This is a genomic window from Pseudomonas sp. F-14 TE3482, assembly GCF_053629455.1.
This window is the reverse complement of sequence record NZ_JBRJII010000001.1, coordinates 1,705,069-1,717,684: the sequence shown is the minus strand read 5'-3', so window position 1 is coordinate 1,717,684 and position 12,616 is coordinate 1,705,069. Positions and strand designations below refer to the sequence as shown.

Annotated in this window: 12 protein-coding genes; 4 read left to right on the top strand and 8 right to left on the bottom strand. The window is 58.9% G+C overall.

What is annotated here, in order from left to right; translation table 11 throughout:
• Nucleotides 1-92: 92 nt before the first annotated feature.
• From AB7M26_RS07665 to tkt, 7 genes are all read right to left on the bottom strand, one after another.
• Nucleotides 93-518, bottom strand: a complete 426-nt coding sequence (locus tag AB7M26_RS07665) for a hypothetical protein (RefSeq protein ID WP_123500156.1) — start codon at nucleotides 516-518, stop codon at nucleotides 93-95.
• Between the two features lie 263 nt (nucleotides 519-781).
• Entirely contained in the window at nucleotides 782-1,846 is a 1,065-nt protein-coding gene (gene fba / locus AB7M26_RS07660; RefSeq protein WP_007894938.1) for a class II fructose-bisphosphate aldolase, read from the bottom strand.
• 253 nt (nucleotides 1,847-2,099) lie between these two features.
• The gene (locus tag AB7M26_RS07655) at nucleotides 2,100-2,432 is read right to left on the bottom strand and encodes an MliC family protein (protein WP_123500159.1); all 333 of its coding nucleotides are present in this window, start codon (nucleotides 2,430-2,432) and stop codon (nucleotides 2,100-2,102) included.
• Nucleotides 2,433-2,488: 56 nt separating this feature from the next.
• A complete protein-coding gene (locus tag AB7M26_RS07650; protein ID WP_123500161.1) occupies nucleotides 2,489-2,710 on the bottom strand; it encodes a hypothetical protein in 222 nt (73 codons plus the stop codon).
• A gap of 34 nt (nucleotides 2,711-2,744) precedes the next feature.
• On the bottom strand, nucleotides 2,745-3,908 hold the full coding sequence (locus tag AB7M26_RS07645) for a phosphoglycerate kinase (protein WP_007894933.1): 1,164 nt from the start codon (nucleotides 3,906-3,908) through the stop codon (nucleotides 2,745-2,747).
• Between the two features lie 25 nt (nucleotides 3,909-3,933).
• Nucleotides 3,934-4,995: an erythrose-4-phosphate dehydrogenase gene (epd, locus tag AB7M26_RS07640; RefSeq protein ID WP_123500162.1), complete on the bottom strand. Its 1,062-nt coding sequence runs from the start codon at nucleotides 4,993-4,995 to the stop codon at nucleotides 3,934-3,936.
• 152 nt (nucleotides 4,996-5,147) lie between these two features.
• The gene (gene tkt, locus AB7M26_RS07635) at nucleotides 5,148-7,145 is read right to left on the bottom strand and encodes a transketolase (protein WP_123500163.1); all 1,998 of its coding nucleotides are present in this window, start codon (nucleotides 7,143-7,145) and stop codon (nucleotides 5,148-5,150) included.
• Nucleotides 7,146-7,418: 273 nt separating this feature from the next.
• On the opposite strand from tkt, the gene AB7M26_RS07630 reads away from it, so the two are divergent.
• From AB7M26_RS07630 to AB7M26_RS07615, 4 genes are all read left to right on the top strand, one after another.
• Nucleotides 7,419-8,414: an ArsR/SmtB family transcription factor gene (locus tag AB7M26_RS07630; RefSeq protein ID WP_123500164.1), complete on the top strand. Its 996-nt coding sequence runs from the start codon at nucleotides 7,419-7,421 to the stop codon at nucleotides 8,412-8,414.
• A gap of 18 nt (nucleotides 8,415-8,432) precedes the next feature.
• On the top strand, nucleotides 8,433-9,623 hold the full coding sequence (gene metK / locus AB7M26_RS07625; protein WP_123500165.1) for a methionine adenosyltransferase: 1,191 nt from the start codon (nucleotides 8,433-8,435) through the stop codon (nucleotides 9,621-9,623).
• Nucleotides 9,624-9,842: 219 nt separating this feature from the next.
• The gene (ligB, locus tag AB7M26_RS07620) at nucleotides 9,843-11,522 is read left to right on the top strand and encodes an NAD-dependent DNA ligase LigB (protein WP_123500166.1); all 1,680 of its coding nucleotides are present in this window, start codon (nucleotides 9,843-9,845) and stop codon (nucleotides 11,520-11,522) included.
• 90 nt (nucleotides 11,523-11,612) lie between these two features.
• A complete protein-coding gene (locus AB7M26_RS07615; RefSeq protein ID WP_007894925.1) occupies nucleotides 11,613-12,008 on the top strand; it encodes a DUF1090 domain-containing protein in 396 nt (131 codons plus the stop codon).
• Nucleotides 12,009-12,106: 98 nt separating this feature from the next.
• On the opposite strand, the gene AB7M26_RS07610 is transcribed toward AB7M26_RS07615, so the two are convergent.
• Nucleotides 12,107-12,556, bottom strand: a complete 450-nt coding sequence (locus AB7M26_RS07610; RefSeq protein WP_008074839.1) for a c-type cytochrome — start codon at nucleotides 12,554-12,556, stop codon at nucleotides 12,107-12,109.
• Between the last annotated feature and the right edge of the window lie 60 nt (nucleotides 12,557-12,616).

The following is a 12,616-nucleotide window of genomic DNA, read 5'->3' as shown; positions in this document are numbered from 1 at the left end:
TTTAACGCTCAGGCTTAATTAACCTTAGCGTTCAACTCACTGAATAAGGGACGATTAAATCAATCAGTCCCCTTTGGGTTGCTACTCTGCCTTTACTTTGCCGCTTTCTTGATTGCGGAAACGTCGAGCCGATATCTTCCTTCCATAGCTGACTTATCCGTATCACCCTCCGAACGCTTTTTTACATGAAAACTACCTCGATAGTCAGCGACATCATTATTTTCGATATCCACATATCCCGACTGAGCGTACCAACGCTCGGCATCCGCAGGATCAGACATAAATAAAAATTCACCTTTGTCCGTCAATTCGTGCTTTTTGATACCAAAGTCCTGCGGAATCTGGAATTTTATAAGATTATCTTTATCGTATGCATTTACATTGAATATATCGCCATCCATTACCCCACTAATTCGATCTGCCTTGAAGTCTCCTGATTTATTGCCGGACTTATCGTAAAAAGTAGCCGTGAATTCACCGTCCACCTTCATACCGCTCTTATCTTCCTTAACTTTCATTATCCACCTCAATATATAAACAGAGAGAAAGGAAACCGATCTATTTAATTGGCTCCTCTGTGAGAGCACGACCAGCATAGGTAATATCTCTCACCCAATCACCTGTAATAAATGACAGTGCTTAATACATCTTTGAAATAACCGATATAACTAAAGAACCAAGGTTTTACTTTCATCTACACGGGGTAACGCAAAATCCGCCCACAGCCCACAAAAAAACCCGCCTCTCGGCGGGTTTTTCGTGCAACTCAAACGCAGAAGGCTTAGTTGACCTTAGCGTTCAACTCACCCTTCAAATACCGCTGATACATCGCTTCCAACGAGATCGGCTTGATCTTCGAAGCATTACCCGCCGTACCAAACTGCTCATAACGTGCGATACACACATCACGCATCGCGGTCACGGTCGCGCCGAAGAACTTACGCGGGTCGAATTCGCTCGGGTTGGTAGCCATCAGGCGACGCATCGCACCGGTGGAGGCCAGGCGCAGGTCGGTGTCGATGTTGACCTTGCGCACGCCGTGCTTGATGCCTTCGACGATTTCTTCAACCGGTACGCCGTAGGTTTCTTTGATGTCGCCGCCGTACTGGTTGATGATCGCCAGCCACTCTTGCGGAACCGAAGACGAGCCGTGCATCACCAGGTGGGTGTTCGGGATGCGTTTGTGGATTTCCTTGATGCGGTCGATGGCCAGCACGTCGCCGGTAGGTGGCTTGGTGAACTTGTAGGCGCCGTGGCTGGTGCCGATGGCGATGGCCAGGGCATCGACCTGGGTGCGCTTGACGAAGTCAGCGGCTTCTTCCGGGTCGGTCAGCATTTGGCTGTGATCCAGAACGCCTTCGGCGCCGATGCCGTCTTCTTCACCGGCCATGCCGGTTTCCAGCGAACCCAGGCAGCCCAGCTCGCCTTCTACCGATACGCCGCAGGCGTGAGCCATGGCTACGGTTTGTTGGGTGACACGGACGTTGTAGTCGTAGTCGGTCGGGGTCTTGCCGTCTTCGCCCAGGGAACCGTCCATCATCACCGAGCTGAAGCCCAACTGGATGGAGCGCTGGCAGACGTCAGGGCTGGTGCCGTGGTCCTGGTGCATGCACACCGGGATGTGCGGGAATTCTTCGATGGCGGCCAGGATCAGGTGACGCAGGAACGGGGCGCCTGCGTATTTGCGGGCACCGGCCGAAGCCTGGACGATCACCGGGGAGTCAGTCTTGTCAGCGGCTTCCATGATGGCGCGCATCTGCTCAAGGTTGTTGACGTTGAAGGCTGGAACGCCGTAGCCGAACTCGGCTGCGTGGTCCAGCATCTGGCGCATGCTGATAAGTGCCATTGTGTGTGTCTCTCCCGGTTGAGGGTCGTTAATCGTGCCAGCCTGCCGTAGCGGCGGCGGCTATTCAAGTTATTGCAGATCGGGGGTTGGCCCGGGCTGCGAATTCGGTGGTGCGTCTATCTCTAACAGCTGACGATTTCCTGTAGGAGCGAAGCTTGCTCGCGAAAGCGCTTTAACTGACACCACATGTGTTGAATGTGATGACCTCTTCGCGAGCAAGCTTCGCTCCTACAGGTTTTGCGCAAGCCTTCAATTACTCGGCTTTACAACCGCGGCCAATCAAATCATTGGTGGCGACCCAGTAAACCAGGCCTTCCTCACCTTTTACGTGAAATGCCAGCATGTCGTTGCTGTACAGCGAACCTTCGGCGCCCGGTTCAAGCTTCAAGCGGTAGACCTGATCGGCACCGCCCAGGCGAACGTCGACTTCCTTGCGGTTGATGTCAGTGTAGCGCCAGAGCACTTTGGCCTGGCTGTCGCAGGTCCAGGTGGTCCAGCTGCCCGCTGGCTCGGCAGCGTTGAACAGGTTCAAATGGGTGCAACCTGCCAGCAATGCCAATGCCGCAACGGCGATAAAGCCTTTCATCCGTGTTCCTCGGCTGACGGCGCACGCCGCCCGCCTTGAGTAAAGAGTCTGACCCCTCAAGGGCAACCATGTTCCTTGGCCGGGACCTGTGTCTCGTATTTGTCCAGGCCGTCGGGCCCGGAGCGCTTGTTGATCACCGGGTTGGTTTCCGCTTGCCAATCCGCTTGGTAGCAGCCTTTTTCCTGTGACTGCGGCGCGGGTTCCGGCGTGGCTTTCGGGTTACTCCCGCAAGCCGCCAGCATACCCGCGGCAATCAACAGCATTAAGGTCCTGACCATGTGAACACTCCTTTGCCTGGTCAAATGCGCGGCCTCAGGCCTTGGCCCGGCTTTCCAGGACTTCGACGGCCGGGAGCACTTTGCCTTCGACGAATTCGAGGAACGCGCCGCCGCCGGTAGAAATGTAGGAGATCTGCTCGGCAACGCCATATTTATCGATGGCTGCCAGGGTGTCGCCGCCACCAGCGATGGAGAACGCCGAGCTTTCTGCGATGGCCTGGGCCAGCACTTTGGTGCCGTTACCGAACTGGTCGAATTCGAACACGCCCACCGGGCCGTTCCACAGGATGGTCTTGGACGACTTCAACAGCTCGGCGAAATTCGCCGCGGTCTGTGGGCCGATGTCCAGGATCATGTCGTCTGCGGCCACGTCGGCAATCAGCTTGACGGTCGCGGTCGCGCTTTCAGCGAATTCCTTGGCAACCACCACGTCGACCGGCAGCGGAACGCTGACCTTGGCAGCGATTTCACGGGCGGTGTCCAGCAGGTCCGGCTCGTACAGGGATTTGCCGACCGGGTGACCGGCAGCGGCCAGGAACGTGTTGGCGATGCCGCCGCCGACGATCAGCTGGTTGCAGATCTGGCTCAGGCTGTTGAGCACGTCGAGTTTGGTCGACACTTTGGAACCGGCAACGATAGCGGCCATTGGCTGCGCCGGGGCGCCCAGGGCCTTGCCCAGTGCATCCAGTTCGGCGGCCAGCAGCGGGCCAGCAGCGGCGACTTTGGCGAACTTGGCCACGCCGTGGGTCGAACCCTCGGCGCGGTGAGCGGTGCCGAAGGCGTCCATCACAAACACGTCGCACAGGGCCGCGTATTGCTTGGCCAGTTCGTCAGCGTTCTTTTTCTCGCCCTTGTTGAAGCGCACGTTTTCGAACAAAACGATGTCGCCGGCTTTCACGTCGACGCCGCCCAGGTAATCGGACACCAGCGGCACTTCGCGGCCCAGGGCTTTGCTCAGGTAGTCAGCGACTGGCTTGAGGCTGTTTTCGGCCGAGAACTCGCCTTCGGTCGGACGGCCAAGGTGCGAGCAGACCATCACGGCCGCGCCTTTTTCCAGGGCCAGCTTGATGGTCGGCAGCGAAGCCAGGATTCGCGCATCGCTGGTGACAACACCGTCCTTGACTGGGACGTTGAGGTCTTCGCGGATCAGTACGCGCTTACCTTGCAGATCGAGGTCGGTCATCTTCAACACGGTCATGGGTCGCATTTCCTGGATAGCTGTTTTAGAGAGCAGGTTTTGGTTGTGGTGCAGCTGTTTGCAAATAGTGTTCTGCAACGTCCAGCATTCGATTGGCAAAACCCCATTCGTTGTCGAACCAGGCCAGGATGTTCACCAGCCGAGGGCCGGAAACGCGGGTCTGACTGGCATCGACGATGGCCGAATGTGGGTCATGATTAAAATCACAACTGGCGTGAGGCAACTCGGTGTAGGCCAGAAGGCCCTTGAGCGGGCCATGGGTGGCGGCCTCGCGCAGAATCCGGTTGACCTCGGTGGCGTCGGTATCGCTTACGGTCTGCATCGTAATGTCGAGGCAGGACACGTTAACCGTCGGCACCCGCACGGCTTTGGCCTGAATTCGCCCGGCAAGTTCCGGCAGCAGGCGTTCAATGCCTCGCGCCAGACCAGTGGACACCGGAATCACCGACTGGAACGCCGAACGGGTGCGGCGCAGGTCTTCGTGGTGATAGGCGTCGATGACCGGTTGATCATTCATTGCCGAGTGGATGGTAGTGATCGACACGTATTCCAGACCAATGGCCTGATCCAGCAGGCGCAACAGCGGCACGCCGCAGTTGGTGGTGCAGGACGCGTTGGATACCAGCAGCTCATCGCCGGTCAGGCAATCCTGGTTCACACCGTAGACGATGGTGGCGTCGACATCCGCCTCGCTGGCCATCGGCTGGGAGAACAGCACCCGTGGCGCGCCAGCGTCGAGGAAGCGCTGGCCATCCTGACGGGTGTGGTAAGCGCCGGAGCACTCCAGCACCAGATCGACGCCCAGTGACGCCCAATCGATGCCTTCGGGGGTGGCACTGCGCAGGACCTTCACGCAGTCGCCTTTAATATGCAGACAATCGCCCTCGACCCTCACTTCACCGGGGAACCGCCCGTGTGTGGAGTCGAAGCGTGTCAGGTATTCAATGCTGGCCATGTCGGCCAGATCGTTGATCGCGACAATTTCAAACCCTGCCGCCGAGCCTCGCTCAAACAACGCACGCAAGACGCAACGACCAATCCGGCCGTAGCCGTTGAGTGCAACTTTGTAAGGACGCGGTTGAGGCATGGGGTTCTCGATTACCGTGGTGAATCCGTCAGTGTTGCGTTGAATGTTCTATTGCCATCGCGGGCAAGCCCGCTCCCACATGGACGGTGTAAATCCCTGTGGGAGCGGGCTTGCCCGCGATAGCGTCAGAACAGGCAATACATCACCCGGACTTAGTCTTCCAGCAGCTCTTCAGCCTGGCCCAGGATGTTTTCCAGGGTGAAGCCGAACTCTTCGAACAAGGCAGGCGCAGGCGCCGACTCGCCGTAGGTGGTCATGCCGATCACGCGGCCTTCCAGGCCCACGTACTTGTACCAGTAGTCCGCGTGAGCAGCTTCGATGGCGATACGCGCGCTGACCTGCAATGGCAGAACCGCTTGCTTGTAGCCGGCGTCCTGGGCTTCGAAGACGCTGGTGCACGGCATCGAAACAACACGCACCTTGCGGCCTTGCTCGGTCAGTTTGTCGAAGGCTTGAACGGCCAGGCCGACTTCCGAACCGGTGGCGATCAGGATCAGCTCAGGCTCGCCTGCGCAGTCTTTCAGCACGTAGCCGCCGCGATTGATGCACTCGATCTGCACGGCATCACGGGTTTGGTGCTGCAGGTTCTGACGGGAGAAGATCAGTGCCGACGGACCGTCGTCACGCTCCAGCGCGCATTTCCAGGCCACTGCCGATTCAACGGCATCGGCTGGCCGCCAGGTATCGAGGTTCGGCGTGCAGCGCAGGCTGGCCAGTTGCTCGATCGGCTGGTGAGTCGGGCCGTCTTCGCCCAGACCGATGGAGTCGTGGGTGAACACATAGATGATGCGCTTCTTCATCAGCGCCGACATGCGCACCGCGTTGCGGGCGTATTCCATGAACATCAGGAAGGTCGCGCCGTACGGCACCAGACCACCGTGCAGGGCCACGCCGTTCATGATCGCGCTCATGCCGAACTCGCGAACGCCGTAGTACATGTAGTTGCCGCTGGCGTCTTCGGCGGTGACGCCTTTGCAACCTTTCCACAGGGTCAGGTTGGAACCGGCCAGGTCAGCCGAACCGCCCAGCAGTTCCGGCAACAGCGGGCCGAACGCGTTCAGGGCATTCTGGCTGGCTTTACGGCTGGCGATGGTTTCGCCCTTGGCCGCGACTTCAGCGATGTAAGCAGCCGCTTTTTCCGCGAAGTCAGTTGGCAGATCACCGCTCAGACGACGAATCAGTTCGTTGGCCAGCTCCGGGAAGGCCGCGGAGTAAGCAGCGAAGCGCTGATCCCACTCGGCTTCGGCAGCGCGACCGGATTCCTTGGCGTCCCACTCGGCATAAATATTGGCCGGGATTTCGAACGGGCCGTGGTTCCACTTCAGTGCTTCACGGGTCAGAGCGATTTCCGCGTCACCCAACGGGGCACCGTGGCAGTCCTCCTTGCCCTGCTTGTTCGGCGAACCGAAACCGATGGTGGTCTTGCAGCAGATCAGCGTCGGCTGCTCGCTTTTGCGGGCCGTGTCGATGGCGATCTTGATTTCTTCCGGGTCATGACCGTCGACGTTGCGGATCACCTGCCAGTTGTAGGCCTCGAAACGCTTCGGCGTGTCGTCGGTGAACCAGCCTTCGACTTCGCCGTCGATGGAAATGCCGTTGTCATCGTAGAAGGCAATCAGTTTACCCAGGCCCAAGGTGCCAGCCAGGGAGCTGACTTCGTGGGAAATGCCTTCCATCATGCAGCCATCACCCAGGAATACGTAGGTGTGGTGATCAACGACGTTATGGCCGGGACGGTTGAACTGCGCCGCCAGGACTTTTTCCGCCAACGCGAAACCCACGGCGTTGGCCAGGCCTTGGCCCAGTGGACCGGTGGTGGTTTCGACGCCCGGGGTGTAGCCGTATTCCGGGTGACCCGGAGTGCGGCTGTGCAGCTGGCGGAAGTTTTTCAGGTCATCGATAGACAGGTCATAGCCGGTGAGGTGCAGCAGCGAGTAGATCAACATCGAACCGTGACCGTTGGACAGCACGAAGCGGTCACGGTCGGCGAACGATGGATTGCTCGGGTTGTGCTTCAGGTAGTCACGCCAAAGTACTTCGGCGATATCCGCCATACCCATAGGGGCACCGGGATGGCCGCTGTTGGCTTTTTGCACGGCATCCATGCTGAGGGCACGAATGGCGTTGGCACGCTCACGACGGCTGGGCATCGCTGTTCTCCTGCGGATATTGAATCGAGAGTTAATAAAACGAAACGGAAAAAAGGCGAGCATTTTCCCTCACCGACCGCCTTCGGGGCAATGACAGATAGTCATCCGAAGGCGTTTTTCCAATGGATAACAGCGTATTCGACTGATGAAACCTTTCCGCTGTTCGTTTGCTGACTAAACCTAACGCTGAAAAGTGCCATCTATCGAGCAATATCAAAACTTTTTGATATTGCTCTTGCGATGATTTCCGACCGTCACTAGACTGCTGGCCTTATGAATTTACGCGTGCCTTCCATTCGACATGACGATTGCGATGAACTGGCGGCCCTGTGCAAGGCCGGCGGCGATCCTCTGCGTCTGAATGTATTGCGCGCGCTGGCCAACGATTCGTTCGGCGTACTGGAACTGGCGCAGATCTTCGGCATTGGCCAGTCTGGCATGAGTCATCACCTCAAGGTTTTGGCCCAGGCCGATCTGGTGGCGACCCGTCGTGAAGGCAATGCGATTTTCTACCGCCGCGCCCTGCCCCACACCGATCTGCTGGGCGGCAAGCTGCATGCCGCACTGCTGGAAGAAGTGGACAACCTGACCCTGCCGACTGACGTTCAGTCGCGGATCGGTCAGGTCCACGGGCAGCGAGCGGCGGCCAGCCAGGACTTTTTCTCACGGGTCGCAGAGAAGTTTCGCGCCCAGCAAGACCTGATTGCCGGCCTGACGCAATACCGCGAAAGCGTGGTGGCACTGCTCGACAAGCTGAGTTTCGGCCCTGGCGCCACGGCGATCGAAGTAGGCCCCGGCGATGGCGGTTTTCTGCCGGAGCTGGCGCATCGTTTCGTTCAAGTCACGGCGCTGGACAACAGCCCGGCGATGCTCGATCTGGCCCGTCAGGTCTGCGAACGTGAAATGCTGGCTAACGTCAGCCTGCAATTGGCCGATGCATTGAACGGCGTAAGCCTCAAGGCTGATTGCGTTGTACTGAACATGGTACTGCACCATTTCGCCGCGCCGGCCGAAGCACTCAAGCGCATGGCCGACTTGCTGCAACCGGGCGGTAGCCTGCTCGTGACAGAGTTATGTAGCCACAACCAGAGTTGGGCCAGGGAGGCCTGCGGTGATCTGTGGTTGGGGTTTGAACAGGACGATCTGGCCCGTTGGGCCACCGCTGCGGGACTCATTCCCGGGGAAAGCCTCTATGTAGGCTTACGTAATGGTTTCCAGATTCAGGTCCGCCATTTTCAGCGACCGACTGGCGACACTCACCATCGGTAAATTCAGGAAAAAATCGAGATGAGCGAATACTCCCTCTTCACCTCCGAGTCCGTGTCTGAAGGGCATCCGGACAAAATCGCCGACCAGATTTCCGATGCGGTGCTGGACGCCATCATTGCTGAAGACAAATTCGCCCGTGTAGCGGTCGAGACACTGGTAAAAACCGGCGTTGCAATCATCGCAGGTGAAGTCACCACGTCGGCCTGGGTCGATCTGGAAGACATCGTCCGTAACGTGATTCTCGACATCGGCTACAACAGCTCCAATGTCGGCTTCGACGGTGCAACTTGCGGCGTGATGAACATCATCGGCAAGCAGTCCCCCGACATCAACCAGGGCGTTGACCGTGCCAAGCCTGAAGACCAGGGCGCCGGCGACCAGGGCCTGATGTTCGGCTACGCCAGCAACGAAACCGACGTGCTGATGCCAGCGCCGATCACCTTCTCGCACCAACTGGTTCAACGCCAGGCTGAAGCCCGTAAATCCGGCCTGCTGCCTTGGCTGCGCCCGGACGCCAAGTCGCAAGTGACTTGCCGTTACGAAGGCGGCAAGGTTGTCGGTATCGACGCCGTTGTACTGTCGACCCAGCACAACCCTGACGTATCGTACAAAGACCTGCGCGAAGGCGTGATGGAACTGATCGTCAAGCACGTACTGCCTGCCGAACTGCTGTCCAAAGACACCCAGTTCCACATCAACCCGACCGGCCAATTCATCATCGGTGGCCCGGTGGGCGACTGCGGCCTGACCGGTCGCAAGATCATCGTCGACAGCTACGGCGGCATGGCCCGTCACGGCGGCGGCGCGTTCTCCGGCAAGGATCCATCGAAAGTAGACCGTTCGGCGGCCTACGCCGGTCGTTACGTGGCCAAGAACATCGTCGCGGCCGGCCTGGCCGAGCGTTGCGAGATTCAGGTTTCCTACGCGATCGGTGTTGCTCAGCCTACGTCGATTTCGTTGAACACCTTCGGCACCGGTAAAATCAGCGACGACAAGATCGTCAAACTGGTTCGCGAAGTGTTCGACCTGCGTCCATACGCGATCACCACCATGCTCGACCTGCTGCACCCGATGTACCAGGAAACCGCTGCGTACGGCCACTTCGGTCGCACTCCGGCCACCAAGACTGTGGGCGACGATACGTTCACCACTTTCACTTGGGAAAAAACCGACCGCGCCGACGACCTGCGTGTCGCTGCCGGCCTGTAAGACTTTTCCTGCGGTACCCAAAGCCCCGCACGGTTCGCCGTGCGGGGCTTTTTCATGAGAAAGCTCAAAAGATCGCAGCCTTGGCGTACACCTGTAGGAGCTGCCGAAGGCTGCGATTTTTTGATCTTCGCATTTGGAAACACCCAGAATTACACCCTCGCAACCCACACCCGAAAACTGACTAGCCTTCAAGCATCCCACTGAGCAAGGACGCTCTCGATGCTGCCCAACCTGCGCCTGTTTTTCGCTTTCCTGCTGACCTTCGCCAGCCAGACCGCCAATGCCGCCGAATGCCCCGATTGGCCACCGGTTCGCGCACAGCAAGAAATCACCACCCTGCAACTGCAAATCGATCGCTGGGACGATAGCTACCACCGTGAAGGCCAATCGCTGATCGCCGATGAACTCTACGATCAGTCCCGCGCGCGGCTGACCGAATGGCGCGAGTGTTTTGATTCAGCCCCCTCCGATGAACCATTGCGTACAGCCGGCGGCACGGTTGTTCACCCCATCGCCCACACCGGTCTGGAAAAACTGCGCGATGGGCGCGCCGTTGAAGCCTGGCTGAAAGATCGGGGCGAGGTGTGGATTCAGCCCAAGGTTGACGGTGTGGCGGTGACGTTGATTTATCGCAATGGCTGGTTGCACCGGGCGATCAGTCGGGGGGACGGGGTAAACGGCCAGGACTGGACTGCCTCGGCACGCCAGATCGCCGCCATCCCTCAAAAACTTTCGCAGTCGCTGGACTTGCTGCTGCAAGGCGAACTCTATTGGCGCCTGACCGAACACGTACAAGCCGAGGCCGGCAGCCTCAATGCCCGCGCCACGGTGGCCGGGTTGATGGCACGCAAGGCGCTGAGCGCCGAGCAGGCCGCCGGTATCGGTTTGTTTGTCTGGGACTGGCCGCAAGGCCCGAAAAGCCTGCCCGACCGGGTGGCAGCTCTGGACAAGCTGGGGTTCCCGAGTACGGCACCCTACAGTCAGCCGATCGAGGCATTTGCCGATGCCGTACGCTGGCGCGATCACTGGTATCGCTCGCCCCTGCCCTTTGCCAGCGATGGGGTCGTGCTGCGCCAGGACCAACGCCCACCGGCCGAGCGCTGGCAGGCGAAAACGCCTTACTGGAGCGTCGCCTGGAAATACCCCTTTGCCCAGGCGCTGGCCGAGGTGCGCAAGGTCCACTTCAAAATTGGACGAACCGGCCGGATCACACCGGTGCTGGATCTGATACCGGTGATGCTCGACGACCGGCAGATCAGGCGCGTCAGTGTCAGCTCCCTGCAACGCTGGGAAGCGCTGGACATCCGACCCGGCGATCAGGTCGCCATCAGCCTGGCGGGGCTGACCATCCCCAGGCTCGATGGGGTCGTATTGCGCAGCACCGAACGCCCGGCATTGAATGTACCGCTGGCGGCAGAGTTTCATTCTTTAAGCTGCTGGCAGCCCACACCCGGATGCGAAAGCCAATTCCTCGCACGTCTGAGCTGGCTCAGTGGCAAACAGGGGCTGGCCTTGCCTCATGTCGGGCCGGGCACCTGGGAGAAACTGCTCAAGGCCGAACGCCTCGACAGCCTGGTCGATTGGTTGACCCTTGATGAGCAAGAGCTTGCTAAGATTGACGGCTTCGGTGAGCGCAGCAGTGCTCGTCTTTTGGACAGTTTCAACAGCGCCCGGCAACGCCCATTCGCGCGCTGGCTTAAAGCCTTGGGCTTGCCGCCGATCGGCCAGGCACGCCTCGCCGATTCATGGCAGGCGCTGGCGCAACGAAACACCGAACAATGGCAGGCCGAAGCCGGCATCGGCCCGGGGCGCGCAGCGCAATTGAGCGCATTTTTCCGCGACCCGCAGGTCCTGGCCTTGAGTGAGACATTACGTGTTGCCGGGATTGACGGTTTCTAGACGCCAGCCCTGCCTGAGAGCCGGGAACCCAAAGGGGCCGATGCGCTCAAACAGCCCATCGCTATATCGAATTTTTCACCTGGAGCTTTTATGAAACTTCTTTCACCGCTTGCCGTGTTGACCCTGTGCAGCGTGATGGCCGCTCCATTAATGGCCGACGAAGATGCCCCGGGCCTGACCGGCTGCGCCGCAAAAAAACAAGGCATCATCAACCAGATCGAACTGGCCAAGTCCCGCGGCAACGCCGATCAACAGGCGGGCCTGGAAACCGCCCTGAACGAAGTCACTGCCCATTGCACCGACGCTTCCTTGAAGAAGGAACGGGAAAACAAGGTGCTCGACGCCAAGCACGAAGTCAGCACGCGTCAGGCCGACCTCGAGAAGGCGATGAAAAAAGGCGACGCCGAGAAGATCAACAAGCGCAAAGACAAACTGGCTCAATCACGCAAGGAGTTGCAGGAAGCGCTGGATGAGCTGGATAAATAAATGATCTTTCAAGATCAAAAAATCGCAGCCTTCGGCAGCTCCTGCAGGAGTACGCGCTCCCATGCAGGCGTTGCCGAAGGCTGCGATCTCTTCTGCAATCAATGATCCCGAAACTCTTTATGGCAGGCACTGCAGGCATCTTCGACTTTCTGCACCGCCGGCCCCAGGTTGCTGACCTTGTAGGGCTGGACTTTGCTGGCAATCACCAGTTCACCGGTGGCGCCTTCAAGGGTGCGGGCCAGCTCCTGGAAACGTGCCTGCTTCTGCCAGACATCATCCTTGGCGCTGGTGTGATCCTCTTCGCGCACTTGCGGGAAATGTTTCCACGGCTCATGGGACAAGGCATCAAGTTTCACGGCGCCGTCGACGAATTTCGGGCCATCGAACGGAATACGCCCACGCAACATACCGCCCAGGTCTTCGCCGGTCTTGAGCATCTGCTTGAAGATCGCCTTGCGCTGACCAAGCGGCGAGTTCGGGTCGACACCACCGCAGGCGGACAAGGTCAGGCAGGCCAGCAATACAACAGAAAGTCTTTTAAGAATCATGGTGGCTTCAGGTCACTGGAAACGGCGGCCAGTATCCTCGCGTCACCGGCAAAGACCAAT